Origin of the sequence: Anaeromyxobacter oryzae (assembly GCF_023169945.1) — a bacterium.
GTDB lineage: Bacteria > Myxococcota > Myxococcia > Myxococcales > Anaeromyxobacteraceae > Anaeromyxobacter > Anaeromyxobacter oryzae.
The window spans coordinates 3,817,023-3,830,226 of the sequence record NZ_AP025591.1; the positions used below are offsets into that span (position 1 = coordinate 3,817,023).

The following is a 13,204-nucleotide window of genomic DNA, read 5'->3' on the forward strand; positions in this document are numbered from 1 at the left end:
AGCCAGCCGAGCTAGCTGGGCGGACGGAGAGGGGATTTCGACGGCCCGTGCGCTTGCTGGGGGACGGTCGCGGCGGTACAGTCGGCCGGATGGCGGGCGATCCCAAGAAGATGGTTGTGGGGTTCAACCACAACATCAAGCACAAGGGGAAGATGTACCACATCCAGACCGAGGACTCGGGCCTGGAGAACCCCCACATCATCACGCACCTCTTCGTCGGGGGGAACATCCTCGCGTCGAAGAAGACGTCGTACGCCGACATCGTCGGCGCGGAGAACCTCGCCCAGGTCGTGCGCGAGCTGATGGAGGAGCAGCACAAGGAGATGCTGCGCAACCTCATCAACGGCGTCTACGACGACATCGACGCGATGAACGCGCAGCAGGCGCAGTCGTTCCAGCCCGGCCAGATCCACGCCGACGGCCGCGCCGTCCAGCTCCAGCAGGGGGTGCACCTGCCCGCGAAGCGCGAGGCGCCGGCCCTGCCGCCAGAGGTCCTCGCGGCGCGCCAGCAGCCCGCGCCGGTCCTTCGCAACGACGGCGCGGAGACGCTCTTCGGCGAGGACCTCATCAGCGAGAAGAGCCTCGACGAGGTGATCCTGTCGTACCTCGCCGAGGACCTCGGCGAGCGGAAGTAGGTCGGCGGAGCCGCGGACGCGAGCGCGCACCCTCCGTGATCCAGCTCTTCCACGTCACCAAGGAGTATCCGGGGGACGGCCCGGCGCTCCAGGACGTGTCGCTCGAGATCGACAAGGGCGAGTTCGTCTTCCTCACCGGCGCGTCCGGCGCCGGGAAGTCCACGCTGCTCAAGCTCGTCTTCTGCGACGAGCCCGCGACCAGCGGCCAGCTCCTGCTCTTCGGCAAGAACGTGGCGAAGATCCGCGCGGGCGCCGTCCCGTACCTGCGCCGCAACATCGGCGTCGTCTTCCAGGACTTCAAGCTCCTGCCCCAGCGCACCGTGGCGGAGAACGTCGCGCTGCCCCTCGAGGTGCAAGCGCTCGCGGCGAAGGAGATCCGGCGCCGGGTGAAGGCGCTGCTCCGCTCGGTCGGGCTCGAGCACCGCGCCGACAAGTTCCCGCCCTCGCTCTCGGGCGGCGAGCAGCAGCGCGTCGCCGTCGCGCGCGCGCTCGCCCCCGACCCGGCGCTCCTCCTCGCGGACGAGCCGACCGGCAACCTCGACGCCGAGCGGACGCTCGAGGTGATGGAGCTGCTCAACTCCGCGAACGCCCGCGGGACGACCGTGGTGGTCGCGACCCACGACCGGTCGCTCCTCGAGCGCTACAAGCGACGCGTCGTCGTGCTCGACCGCGGGCGGCTCCTCTCCGACGGCGACTCGGTCCGGCGGGCGGCGGGGGCGTAGCGATGGCGCTCCGCCCGATCTACTTCACCCGCCGCGCCCTGCAGGCGATGGCGCGCGGCCCGTACGTCGCCCTGGTGGGCACCGCGACCATCTTCGTCGCGGTCTTCGCGACGGGGCTGTTCGCGGCGGCGCTCGGCGGCGCGGAGCGGCTCCTCGCGTCCTGGGCCGGCGAGGTCCAGATCTCGGTGTACCTCGCCCCCGGCACCGACCTCGGGGCGCTCCGGGCGGCGGCGGCCGCCGCGGCGCCGGGGCGACGGGTGCGGGCGGTGCCCGCCGCCGAGGCGCTCCGGACGCTCGCGGCGGATCTCGGGGACGAGGCGAAGGTGCTCGAGGGCGTCGGGCCCGGGGCGCTGCCGGACGCGGTGGAGGTCGCGGCGCCCGGCATCTCGCTCGCCGAGGCGCGGGCGCTCGCGGCCCGGCTCCGCGCGCTGCCCGGAGCGGCGGACGTGGACTACGGGAACACCTGGCTCGAGTCGCTGGAGCGGTTCGTGGCGCGGGCGAAGACGGCCTCGGTCGTGCTGTTCTCGGCGCTCGCCCTGGCCACCGCCGTGCTCGTCTCGAACACGCTCCGGCTCGCGGTGTTCGCGCGCCGTGACGAGATCGAGATCATGAAGCTCGTGGGTGCGACGGACGGCTTCGTCTCCGCGCCGTTCCTCATCGAGGGGCTCGTCCAGGGGCTGCTCGGGGCGGGGCTCGCCATCGGCGCGCTCCTGGCCGTGCACGCGACGGTCGTCCCGCGGCTCCGGGCGGCGGTGCGGGTCGCGGACGCGCTCACGCTCCGGGACACCCTCCCACCCGCGCTCCTCGCGACGCTGCTCGCGGGTGGCGCGCTCGTCGGCCTCGTCGGGAGCGCGCTCTCCGTCGCGCGCACGCTCCGAAGAATCTCGGCCTGAGGCGCCCCGATGCTCGCTCCGGCCGTCCTCGCGCTCGCCCTCGCCGCGCCCGGCGCGCGGGCGCAGCTCGACGCGCTCGAGGCGCGCCGCAGGGCCGAGGAGACCGCGGTCCGGATGCTCGCGCAGCAGGAGCGCTCGGTGCTGGACACCCTCGCGGAGTCCGAGACCGCCCTCGCGGAGGCCGTCGCCGGGTGGCGCCAGGCCGAGGCCGCCCGGGCCGCGGCCGCGGCGAGCCTGGAGCGGGCGCGGCAGGACGAGGCGGCGGCGCAGGCGCGGATGCAGGCCCGGCTCGCGGCGCTCCGGCCGCGGCTCGAGGCGCGCGCCCGGCTCGGGCGGACCGGCGAGCTGCAGATCCTCCTCGCGAGCCGCTCGCTCGCCGACCTCGTGAAGCGGCGGTACCTCATGGACCGGATCCTCTCGCGCGATCTCGCGCTCCTCGGCGAGGCGCAGGCCGCGAAGCAGGACCGCGAGCGCGCCCGCGCGGCGCGCCAGCACGAGGCGGTGCGGCTCGCGACGCTCGCGGAGGAGGCCACGGAGCGGCGCGAGCAGGCCGCGGCGCGGCGCGAGGAGCGGGAGACCCTGCTCGCGGCGCTGCGGAGCGCGCGCGGCTTCCACGAGCGCGCCGCCGCGGAGGCGTCGCAGCAGTCCAGGAAGCTCGCGGAGTTCGTCGCGACGCTCCCCCCGGCGCGGGCCGGCGCCGCCCCCAGCGGGTTCGCCACTCACCGGGGGAGGCTCCCGCTCCCGGCCGCGGGCACGATCTCGGTCGGGTTCGGCAAGGTGGTGAATCCGAAGTTCAACACCATCACGGTGCAGAACGGCGTCGACATCGCCGCGCCCGCCGGGGCGCCCGTCCGCGCCATCGCCCCGGGAAGGGTGGTCCACGCGGGGTGGTTCAAGGGCTACGGGAACATCGTGATCGTGGATCACGGCGACGGTTACCACACGCTGGTCGCGCACCTCGCGAGCATGCAGACCGCGATGGGGGAGGACGTCGAGGCCGGCGCGGTACTCGGGACCGTCGGCGACTCGGGGTCGCTCAAGGGGCCCTACCTCTACTTCGAGATCCGGGAGCGCGGGAGGCCCGTCGATCCCGCGCAGTGGCTCTCCGCGGCGCGGTGACCCGGGCACGCCCGGCGGGGCCTGAAGGTGGATCGGCTACAATCCCCTCCATGAAGCGGATCGCCGTCGCAGCCGCCATCGGGCTCGCCTTCTTCGCCGGGCTCGTCACGGATCACGTCGCCGCCGCCGCGCGGAAGCCCGACGCCTCGGCGTACCGGCCGCTCGACGTCTTCGCGGACGTCCTCTCGCACATCGAGAACTCGTACGTGGAGGACGTGGCCGAGAAGGATCTCGTCTACGGCGCCATCGACGGCATGATGGCGCAGCTCGATCCGCACTCCCAGTTCATGCGCCCGGACGTGTACGCGCAGCTCCGCGACGAGACGACGGGCGAGTTCGACGGCCTCGGCATCGAGGTGACGCGCGCGAGCGGCGAGGTGACGGTGGTGTCGCCCGTCGCGGATTCCCCGGGCGAGCGCGCCGGCATCAGGCCGGGCGATCGCATCGTGACCGTCGACGGCGCGCCGACGAAGGACCTCGGCGTCGACGAGGTGACCCGCCGGATGAAGGGGCCCGCCGGGACCCGCTGCGTCCTCGAGATCATGCGCGACGGCTTCGCGTCGCCGCAGAAGCTCACGCTGGTGCGGGATCGCGTCCGGACGCAGAGCGTCGACTCGCGGGTGCTCGACGCCGATCGCCGGTACCTCTACGTTCGGCTCAAGTCCTTCCAGGAGCGGACCGGGCGCGGCCTCGAGAAGGCCCTCGCGGACGGCCGCGCGGCGCTTCGCGGCGAGATCCGCGGCCTCGTGCTCGATCTCCGCAACAACCCCGGCGGCCTGGTCGACGAGGCGGTGTCGGTCTCCGACGTGTTCCTCGCCGGCGGCACCGTCGTCTCCACCGAGGGCCGGGGCAAGCGCAACGTCGAGGTCTGGCGCGCGCACGAGAAGGGGACCGAGCCTCCGTACCCGATCATCGTCCTCGTGAACCGGGGGACCGCGAGCGCGAGCGAGATCGTCGCGGGTGCGCTCCAGGACAACGGCCGGGCGGTGATCATGGGGACGCAGACGTTCGGGAAGGGATCCGTCCAGACCATCGTCGAGCTCGGCGATGGCTCGGGGCTGAAGCTCACCGTGGCGCGCTACTACACGCCGCGGAAGCGGTCGATCCAGGAGCTCGGGATCACGCCGGACGTCGTCGTGGCCGACGTCGCGCTGCCGGCCCGGCCCGAGGACGTCCTCGTGGCCGAGCGCGATCTCAAGGGACACCTCAAGAACGACGTGGTCCCGGCGTCCACGGCCGCGGCCGCACCGACCGCCGACTTCCAGCTCAAGACCGCCCTGGACTACCTGCGCGCGGCGGACATCATCCGGGCGTCGTCCGAGCCGAAGCCGCGCGGCGTGACCGCGAAGGGCGAGTGACCCGCCCTCCCGGGCGATCCTCGCCCCTCCGAGCGGACCCTGGCAGGCGTGTCGCGGTTCCCGAGCAGGGGTGCTCGCCTCGCGTGCAAGGCGTGCGCGTCACGGACCTTCTCCGTCCGTGATGCCTCGGTCGCGCCAGCGCGCACTTTTGCCAGCGGGTCCGCAGGTTTTGGCCAATTGACTTCGCGGACCGGGCTGCTACAGTCCGCGCGATTTCGACCGGCCTCGGACGGGTGGGGCCGTGGCCCATGGATTGCGATGCCGGGCCCTCTCCGGAGGCGCCCGCCAAGGCGCACATACACACAAAGATGAGCCCTCTCGAGCTTTCGGTCGTCGTCGGGTACGCCCTGCTGCTCGCGGTCCTGTCGGTCTTCGGCGCGCATCGCTACGCGATGGCGTACCTGTACTACCGGCACAAGTTCCGGCTGCCGACGCCGAAGAGCCGGTTCGACACGCTCCCGCGCGTCACGATCCAGCTCCCCATCTTCAACGAGCTCTACGTCACCGAGCGGCTCATCGACGCCGTGGCGCGGATCGAGTACCCGCGCGACCTCCTCGAGGTGCAGGTCCTCGACGACTCGACCGACGAGACCCAGGGCATCGCCCGCGCCTGCGTCGAGCGGCACCGCGCGCTGGGCCTCGACATCGTCTACGTCCACCGGACCGACCGGAAGGGCTTCAAGGCCGGCGCGCTGGAGAACGGCCTCAAGATCGCGAAGGGCGAGTTCGTCGCCGTGTTCGACGCGGACTTCATCCCGGAGCCGGACTACCTCCACCGCACCGTGCACTTCTTCACCGACCCGGGCGTCGGGATGGTGCAGGCGCGCTGGGGCCACCTGAACCGCGCGTACTCCATCCTCACCCAGGCGCAGGCGATCCTCCTCGATGGCCACTTCGTCATCGAGCACACCGCCCGCAACCGCTCCGGCCGCTTCTTCAACTTCAACGGCACCGCCGGCATCTGGCGGCGGGCGGCGATCGAGGCCGGCGGCGGCTGGCAGCACGACACGCTGACCGAGGACCTCGATCTCTCGTACCGCGCGCAGCTCGCCGGCTGGCGCTTCGTCTACCTCCCGAACATCGTCACGCCGGCGGAGGTGCCGGTGGAGATGAACGCGTTCAAGAGCCAGCAGCACCGCTGGGCGAAGGGCTCGATCCAGACCGCGCTCAAGCTGCTGCCGCGGCTGCTCAAGTCGGACCTCCCGCGCGAGGTGAAGCACGAGGCGGTGATGCACCTCACCGCGAACCTCGCCTACCTGCTCATGATCCCGCTCGCGATCCTGCTGCCGATCACGGTGGTCGTGCGAGTCTCGCACGGCTGGTACGAGGTGCTCTTCCTCGACATCCCGTTCTTCGCGGCGGCGACCTTCAGCGTCGTCGCGTTCTACGCCGCGAGCCAGCGCGAGCAGGGCCGGACCACCTGGGAGCAGATCAAGTACCTGCCCCTCGTCATGGCGCTCGGGATCGGCCTCTCGGTCAACCAGGCACGCGCCGTCGTCGAGGCGCTCATGGGCTACGAGACCGCGTTCACGCGCACGCCGAAGCACGGCGTGAAGGGCGCGGGCGAGTCCGTGGCGAAGAAGCGCTACAAGGCGGCCGTCACCTTCCAGCCGATCGTCGAGCTCGGGCTCGCCGCCTACATGACGTATGGCGTGCTGTACCTCATCGAGCGCGAGGTCTACTACTCGCTGCCGTTCCTCGTGCTCTTCCAGGTCGGCTTCGGCTACGTCGGCCTCGCGAGCCTCTACGAGGGCCTCCGCGGTCGCGTCATCCGGTGGGTCCGGGTGCTCGCCCCGGCGCCGACCCCGACCGAGTAGTCGGGCCCCCGGCCCCCGGCGTCACCGACTCGACTGCCGCCGCGTCCGGAGCTCCGGGCGCGGCGGTCCTCTTTTCCGGCTTCGAAGGGGTCGCCTCGAGACGCGCGAGCGCTCGCGACCCTCTCACTCCAGCCGCTTCTCGTAGATGCCGACGCCGCGCTCGAGCCGGCCCACCTCGGCGAACCCGAGGCGCTCCCAGAACGCCTTCGCGCCCGGGTTCTCGTCTCCGATCGACAGCCGCAGCGTCGAGAACCCCGCCCGTACCAGCGCGTGCTCGAGCGCGGCGGTGGTCTCCTTGCCGTAGCCGAGCCCCTGGCACGCCTCGCGGAACAGGAGCAGGCCGATGTGCGCCGTCCCGGGCTCGGGATGATGAAGGTACAGGTCGAGCACGCCGACCGCGGGCCCGCCGGTGTGCGGGACGAGCGCGTAGACCCGGCGCGTGTCGTCCGCCTCGGCCTCGGACACGAGCTGCTCGGCGGCGTGGGCGCCCGGCGGGCCGCCCTCGGTCCGGGCGAAGTAGTCGGGGGCGCCGAGGAAGCAGGACTGGATCTGCTGGACGTGCTCCCGGCCCGCCGGGATCGCGCGGAGCCGCGGGCCGTCCAGGGACGGCAGGTCCTGCCCGGAGCCGGAACCCTGCCTCGCGCGCGCGGTCGTCATCGGCCTGCCCCTTGTGGTCGGGTGTCGGAAATGGAGCCATAGCCCGGCGCGGCGCAGCCGGTCAAGGCGGGGGAGGGGCTCCGAGGAGACGCCGCGCCTCCGGGTCCGCCAGCGTCGGCACGACGAAGTCCGCGCCGGCGGCGCGGAGGGCGGCGGCGGCGTACCGGCCGGTGGCGACGCCGAGCACCGGGCAGCCCGCGAGGTGGGCGGCGTCCACGTCGCGAGGGGTGTCGCCGACGACGAGCGCCTCGCGCGGGTCGAGGGAGCGGCCGAGGCGCGCCGAGGCGCGGCGGAGGGCGGCGAGGACGATCCGCTCCCGCGCCTCGCCGTCGGACGCGAACCCGGCAATGGCCCTCGGGCCCCAGTCGAAGTAGCCATCGAGGCCGCCGCGGGCGAGCTTCACCCGTGCGCCGCCGACGACGTTGCCCGTGCAGAGCCCGTACGCCGCGGCGCGGGCGCGGAGCGCCTCGAGCGCTTCCACGACCCCGGGCAGCACCTCGTACCCGGGGGCGGCGATCTCGCCCTCGAGGTGGACGAGGTAGCGCGCGAGGACGTCGTCGCACCGCTCGTCGCTGAACGGATACCCCAGCAGCCCGAGCGCCTCGCGGACGATCAGGCGGTCGGTCATCCCGTCGAGGTGGAGTCCCGCGAGCGCGCCGTCGAACGGGCCGCAGTGATCGGCGAGCGACCGCTCGAGCGAGCGCCGTCCCGCACCGCCGCAGTGCACGAGCGTGCCGTCGACGTCGAGCAGGTACACCTGGAACGGGGTCGTCACTCGAAGAGCGCCTCGACGAACTCGCGGGGGGCGAACGGCTTCAGGTCCGCGACCGTCTCGCCCACGCCCACGTAGCGTACCGGGATCCTGAGCTCGTCGCAGATCCCGATGACGACGCCGCCCTTCGCGGTGCCGTCGAGCTTGGTCAGGGCGATCCCCGTCACGCCGAGGGCCTCGTTGAACTGCCGCGCCTGGGCGATGGCGTTCTGGCCGTTGGTCGCGTCGAGGACGAGGAGGACCTCGTGCGGCGCGCCCGCGGCCGCCTTCCCGATGACGCGCTTCACCTTCTTCAGCTCCTCCATGAGCGGCGTCTTCGTGTGGAGGCGGCCGGCGGTGTCGCAGAGCACGACGTCGACCCCGTCCTGCGCCCCCTTCTGGACGGCCTCGAAGCAGACGGCCGCGGGGTCGCCGCCCTCCTTGCCGCGGACGATGGGCGCGCCGACGCGCTCCGCCCAGATCTCGAGCTGCTCCCCGGCGGCGGCCCGGAAGGTGTCGCCGGCGCCGAGCAGCACCTTGTGGCCGGCGGCCTGCAGCTTCGAGGCGAGCTTCCCGACGGTGGTGGTCTTCCCCGACCCGTTCACGCCGACCACCATGATCACCCAGGGCCGCGCCTCGCCGACCTGGATCGGCGCGCCGGCGCCGTCGGCCACGCCGTCGAGCGCCAGGATCCGGGCGATCTCGTCGCGCAGCGCGCGCTTCAGCTTCTCGGGATCGGAGAGCTCCTTCTTCCGGACCTTTTCCCGCGCCGACTCGATGAGGCGCGTCGCGGTCTTCACGCCGATGTCGGCCGTGAAGAGGACCTCCTCCAGATCCGCGAGCACGGCGTCGTCGACGAGCTTGCCGCCGGAGAAGAGCGCGTTGATGCGCGCCATGAAGCCGCCGCGGGTCTTCTCGAGCCCCGCCGCGAGCGTCCGGCCCGCCTCGGCCTGCGCCTTCCGGCGCTCCTCCTCCTCGGCGCGGCGCCGCGCCTCCTCCGCCTCGCGGGCCGCCTGCGCGGCCTCCTCGCGCGCCCGCTGCTCCGCCTCCTCGCGCTCGCGGGCGCGCCGCTCGCGGTCGAGCCGCTCCGCCTCCTTCTTGCGGCGGTACTCCTCCTTCTTGCGGGCCTCGTCGGCCTCGCGCGCGCCGCGGGCCTCCTCGGGCGTCGCGCCCGGCGGGACCTGCGGCACGGCCGGCGCCTTCTCGCGGCGCGCGCGCCGGAGCGCCTCCGCAGCGTCCTCCTCGGTCGCGCCGCGCGCGAGGTCCTCCGCGGGCGGCGCGGGCGGCAGCTCCGCGCCCTCGAGCTCGCGCTCGATCTCGGCCTGCGGCGCGGGCGGGCCGGGCGGGCCGCGCCGCTTCCGCGCGAGCCGGACCGCGGCGACGAGGAGGAGCAGCAGGAGGGCGGCGACGATCGCCACGGCGATGGCGTCGTTCGTGGTCAGGGCGAGCGGGATCACGGAGGGCTCCGAGGCGCGAAAAAAGCGCTGGGAGCCCGAGGGTATAGGGCTCCCAGCGCCGGCGGTCAACGAATGGGTTGGGGCGGCGGCTCGCCGCCGGCCTACGCCGCGGCGGCCTCGCGCGCCCGCTCGGAGAGGCGGACCGAGACGAGCTTCGAGACGCCCGGCTCCTCCATCGTCACCCCGTAGAGCGTGTCGACCATCTCCATGGTCCGCTTGTTGTGGGTGATGAGGATGAACTGCGAGTTCTTGCTCATCTCCTTCACCATCTCGTTGTAGCGGCCGACGTTGGCGTCGTCGAGCGGGGCGTCGACCTCGTCCAGGAGGCAGAACGGCGTCGGCTTGATGAGGAAGATGGCGAAGATGAGCGACACGGCGGTGAGCGCCTTCTCGCCGCCGGAGAGCAGGTTGACGCTCTGGAGCTTCTTGCCGGGCGGCTGCGCGAAGATCTCGACGCCGTGCTCGCCGTCCCCCTCGGGGGTGGTGAGGACGAGGCCGGCGCGGCCGCCGTTGAACAGGCGCGGGAAGACCGCCTGGAACTTCTCGTTCACGCGGTCGAACGTCTCCTGGAAGCGCTCCCGGCTCGCGCGGTTGATCTTCACGATCGCGGCCTTGAGGTCCGCCATGGAGCGCTCGAGATCGCCCTTCTGCTCGCTCATGAACTCGTGCCGCTTCTTGAGCTCGTCGTACTCCTCGATGGCGGTGAGGTTGATGGCGCCCATCCGCTCGGCCTGGGCCTTGAGGTCGTCGAGCTCCTGGCGCTCCTCGTCCCCGGGCGGCTTCTCGAGGTGGAAGCGCGCCACCTCCCACTTGAGCTCGGCCTGGCACCGGTCGCGCGTCTGCTCCTCGAGGTGCGCCAGCTCGAGCGCCTGCTCGCGGACGGTGAGCGCCGCCTCCGCGGAAGCCTCCCGCACGCCCTCGCCGCGGGCGCGCAGCTCGCGGCCCTCGGCCTCGCGGGCGCGCGAGCCGGTCGCGATCGCCTCGTGCGCCTCGCGCGCGCGCGCGAGCTCGCCCCGCACCCCCGCGAGATCCTCGCCGAGGCGATCGAGGTCGACGCGAGTCCCCTCGAGGCGGCCGCGCAGCTCCCCGGCGCGAGCGTTCGCCTCCGAGAGGGCCGCGAAGAGCCGGCCCCGGCGCTCGTCCACCTCGCGGCGCGCGTCGTCGATGCGCTTCAGCGCGGAGCCGATGCCCTCGCGCCGCTCCGCGTCCGCGGCGACCTTCACCTTGAGGTTCATCAGCTCCGCGGTGAGCACGTCGCCCCGCACGCGGGTCAGCTCGAGCCGGGCCATCGCGTCGCGGGCCCGCTCCTCGCACCGCGCCTGCTCCGCCTCGGCGGTCGCGGCGGCGATGCGGTGCTCCTCCTCCTCGCGGGCGAGGGACGCGAGCGTCTCCTCGAGCTGCGACCGCTCGGCGTCGAGCGCGCCCATCCGGTCGCCCACGCGCACGAGCTCCTCCCCGACGCGCGCGAGGTCCTTCTCCTGGTCGAGGAGCGCGAGCTCCTTCTCGCGGCCGTCCTTGTCTAGGCTCTTCAGCGCCGCCTCGAGCTGGAGCAGCCGGGCCTGGAGGGTGCGGTGCCGCTCCTGCGCGAGCGAGAACTCCGCCTCGAACGCGCGGACGGTCTCCTCGAGCTCCTGCACCTCGCGGCGGCGCTGCAGCGCGCCGTGCCCCTCGCCCTCGAGCGGGCCGCCCGTGACGACGCCGTACGGGTCGAGCACCTCGCCGTCGAGCGTCACGAGCGTGCGCTTCTCGCCGGTCTGCTGCCAGATCTCGAGCGCGGACGGGAGGTCGCGCACGATGAGCGCGTCGCCGAGGAGGAAGCGGACCACCTTCTCGTACGACGGATCGAAGCGCACCACGTCGAGGCAGCGCGCGACGACGCCCGGGTGGCTCCGGTCCAGCTCGGCGCCGGCGCCGGCCTCCGCCTCGCGGAGTCGGGCCATGGGGATGAGCGACGCGCGCCCCTCGGCGGCGGTCTTGAGGTAGTCGATGGCCTCGACGCCCTGCGAGTGGCTCTCGACGATGACGTACTGGAGGCGCTCGCCGAGCACCGCCTCGACGGCGTTCTCGTAGTCCGCCGGCGCGGAGACGACGTCCGCCACGAGCCCGAAGATCCCGCGGTCGCGCCCCTCGCCCTGCCCGGCGCGGGTCATGAGGCTCCGGACGCCGCGCCCGTAGCCCTCGTAGTTCCGGACGATCTCGAGGAGGCTCTGCAGGCGCGAGCGCTTCTCGGCGAGCTCCTCGCGCAGCGTGATGAGCTTCGCCTCGTTCTGGATGAACTCGGCCCGCGTGCGCTCGAGCAGGTCCTCCTGCGCGCCGCGCTGCTCGTCGAGCCGGAGCTTGAGCTGCCGGGTCTGGCCGAGCGTCTCGACGTACCGCGACCGCGCGGTGTCGAGCTCCCCGGCGCGCTGCGCGAGCGCGTCGGCCTCGGTGCGGTTCCGGTCGAGACGGAGCCGGAGGTCCTGCCGCTGTCGCTCCACGTGCGCGAGCTGGCTCTTGTGCGACATCGCCTCGGAGACCGCCGTCGCGGCGGCGGCGCGGGCGCGGTCCGCCTCGGACTGCAGCGCGCCCTGCTCCCGGCCCGCCTCGCGGAGCGCCACCTCGGCCTCGCCGAGGCGGCCCTCGTCCGACGTGACGAGCGACTGCAGGTCGTCGCGCTGCCGGAGCAGCGCCTCGCGCTCCTCCGCGAGCGCCTCCGCCTGCGCCTTCAGCCCCTCCACCTCGGCGGCCTGGGCGCGGGTGCGCTCCGCGATCTGCTCGAGCTCGCGGGCGGCGGCCTCGACGGAGACCTCCGACACGCGCGCCGCGCTCTCGAGCTCGTGCTCCTTCGACGTGAGCTCGCCGAGGCGGGCCTCGCTCTCGGCGGTGAGCGCGCGGTCCGCCTCGAGCAGCCCGTCGAGCTCGGCGAGGCGGGCGGACAGCTCGACCTCCTCGGCCTTGAGCGCGGCGTGGCGCTCCTCGGCGGCCCGGCGCGTCGCGGTGAGCTCGAGGTACCGGATCGCGGCGGCGCGGAGGTCGAGCTCGCGGATCCGCGCCCGGAGGGCCTTGTACTTCTCGGCCTTGCGCGCCTGGCGGTTCAGGGACTCGAGCTGCTTGCCGAGCTCCTGGACGATGTCCGCGACCCGCATCAGGTTCGCCTGCGTCGCCTCCATCTTCCGCTCGGCGGCCTCGCGGCGCTTCTTGTACTTCGTGATGCCCGCCGCCTCCTCGATGATGGCGCGGCGGTCCTCGGGCCGGGCGGAAACGATCTGGCCGATGCGGCCCTGCTCGATGATCGAGTAGGCGGTCCGGCCGACGCCCGAGCCGAAGAAGATGTCGTTCACGTCCATGAGCCGCGCCTGCACCCCGTTCACGAGGTACTCGGACTCTCCCGTGCGGAAGAGCCGGCGGCCGACGGTGATCTCGCCGAAGCCCTGGTACGCCGGGGGCAGCTCGCTCGGGCGATCGTTCACGAAGGTGAGCATCACCTCCGCCATCGAGAGCGGCGGCTTCGACTCGGACCCGTTGAAGATCACGTCCTCCATCGAGCGGCCGCGCAGGTGGCGCGCGGACTGCTCGCCGAGGACCCAGCGGATCGAGTCGGCGACGTTGGACTTGCCGCAGCCGTTCGGGCCGACGACGCCCGTGACGCCCTCGTCGAAGGCGACGACCGTCTTGTCCATGAAGGACTTGAAGCCGACGATGTCCAGGCGGCGGATGCGCATGGGTCGAGGCGATATCACGACCCCATGGGCGAGTTCAAGCCGAAGCCCTTGATCAATGGGGCGTTTTCCAGTTTCTTGACAGCCCGCGCCACGC

10 protein-coding genes are annotated in these 13,204 nt (G+C 73.1%); 6 read left to right on the plus strand and 4 right to left on the minus strand.

Features of this window, described 5'->3' with window-relative positions:
• Window positions 1-89 precede the first annotated feature (89 nt).
• The 6 genes from AMOR_RS16665 to AMOR_RS16690 all read left to right on the plus strand — a co-directional run bounded on the left by AMOR_RS16665 (window position 90) and on the right by AMOR_RS16690 (window position 6,544).
• Complete coding sequence (locus tag AMOR_RS16665; protein ID WP_248352682.1) at window positions 90-635, plus strand: hypothetical protein; 546 nt, start codon at window positions 90-92, stop codon at window positions 633-635.
• Window positions 636-670: 35 nt separating this feature from the next.
• Window positions 671-1,357 carry a cell division ATP-binding protein FtsE gene (ftsE, locus tag AMOR_RS16670; protein ID WP_248352683.1) on the plus strand — a complete coding sequence of 229 codons (687 nt, stop codon included), beginning with the start codon at window positions 671-673 and terminating at the stop codon, window positions 1,355-1,357.
• Window positions 1,358-1,359: 2 nt separating this feature from the next.
• Window positions 1,360-2,250 carry a cell division protein FtsX gene (locus AMOR_RS16675; RefSeq protein ID WP_248352684.1) on the plus strand — a complete coding sequence of 297 codons (891 nt, stop codon included), beginning with the start codon at window positions 1,360-1,362 and terminating at the stop codon, window positions 2,248-2,250.
• 9 nt (window positions 2,251-2,259) lie between these two features.
• Complete coding sequence (locus AMOR_RS16680) at window positions 2,260-3,369, plus strand: murein hydrolase activator EnvC family protein (RefSeq protein WP_248352685.1); 1,110 nt, start codon at window positions 2,260-2,262, stop codon at window positions 3,367-3,369.
• Between the two features lie 50 nt (window positions 3,370-3,419).
• The gene (locus tag AMOR_RS16685) at window positions 3,420-4,727 is read left to right on the plus strand and encodes a S41 family peptidase (RefSeq protein WP_248352686.1); all 1,308 of its coding nucleotides are present in this window, start codon (window positions 3,420-3,422) and stop codon (window positions 4,725-4,727) included.
• A 308-nt stretch (window positions 4,728-5,035) separates the two neighbouring features.
• Window positions 5,036-6,544, plus strand: coding sequence for a cellulose synthase family protein (locus AMOR_RS16690; RefSeq protein WP_248352687.1), 1,509 nt, complete (start codon window positions 5,036-5,038; stop codon window positions 6,542-6,544).
• 123 nt (window positions 6,545-6,667) lie between these two features.
• Here the strand turns inward: AMOR_RS16690 and AMOR_RS16695 are convergent, their stop codons facing one another.
• The 4 genes from AMOR_RS16695 to smc all read right to left on the minus strand — a co-directional run bounded on the left by AMOR_RS16695 (window position 6,668) and on the right by smc (window position 13,110).
• Complete coding sequence (locus tag AMOR_RS16695; protein WP_248352688.1) at window positions 6,668-7,201, minus strand: GNAT family N-acetyltransferase; 534 nt, start codon at window positions 7,199-7,201, stop codon at window positions 6,668-6,670.
• Window positions 7,202-7,262: 61 nt separating this feature from the next.
• Complete coding sequence (locus AMOR_RS16700) at window positions 7,263-7,976, minus strand: HAD family hydrolase (protein WP_248352689.1); 714 nt, start codon at window positions 7,974-7,976, stop codon at window positions 7,263-7,265.
• Complete coding sequence (ftsY, locus tag AMOR_RS16705) at window positions 7,973-9,409, minus strand: signal recognition particle-docking protein FtsY (RefSeq protein ID WP_248352690.1); 1,437 nt, start codon at window positions 9,407-9,409, stop codon at window positions 7,973-7,975. The genes AMOR_RS16700 and ftsY overlap by 4 nt, the downstream gene beginning before the upstream one ends.
• Window positions 9,410-9,510: 101 nt before the next feature.
• Window positions 9,511-13,110, minus strand: coding sequence for a chromosome segregation protein SMC (gene smc, locus AMOR_RS16710; protein ID WP_248352691.1), 3,600 nt, complete (start codon window positions 13,108-13,110; stop codon window positions 9,511-9,513).
• Window positions 13,111-13,204 lie beyond the last annotated feature (94 nt).

What these genes read in the sequence shown, in the direction of transcription:
- AMOR_RS16665 (WP_248352682.1), top strand. Translation starts at nt 90, where the DNA reads ATGGCGGGCGATCCCAAGAAGATGGTTGTGGGGTTCAACCACAACATC.
- AMOR_RS16675 (WP_248352684.1), top strand. Translation starts at nt 1,360, where the DNA reads ATGGCGCTCCGCCCGATCTACTTCACCCGCCGCGCCCTGCAGGCGATG.
- AMOR_RS16680 (WP_248352685.1), top strand. Translation starts at nt 2,260, where the DNA reads ATGCTCGCTCCGGCCGTCCTCGCGCTCGCCCTCGCCGCGCCCGGCGCG.
- AMOR_RS16685 (WP_248352686.1), top strand. Translation starts at nt 3,420, where the DNA reads ATGAAGCGGATCGCCGTCGCAGCCGCCATCGGGCTCGCCTTCTTCGCC.
- AMOR_RS16690 (WP_248352687.1), top strand. Translation starts at nt 5,036, where the DNA reads ATGAGCCCTCTCGAGCTTTCGGTCGTCGTCGGGTACGCCCTGCTGCTC.
- AMOR_RS16695 (WP_248352688.1), bottom strand. Translation starts at nt 7,201, where the DNA reads ATGACGACCGCGCGCGCGAGGCAGGGTTCCGGCTCCGGGCAGGACCTG.
- smc (WP_248352691.1), bottom strand. Translation starts at nt 13,110, where the DNA reads ATGCGCATCCGCCGCCTGGACATCGTCGGCTTCAAGTCCTTCATGGAC.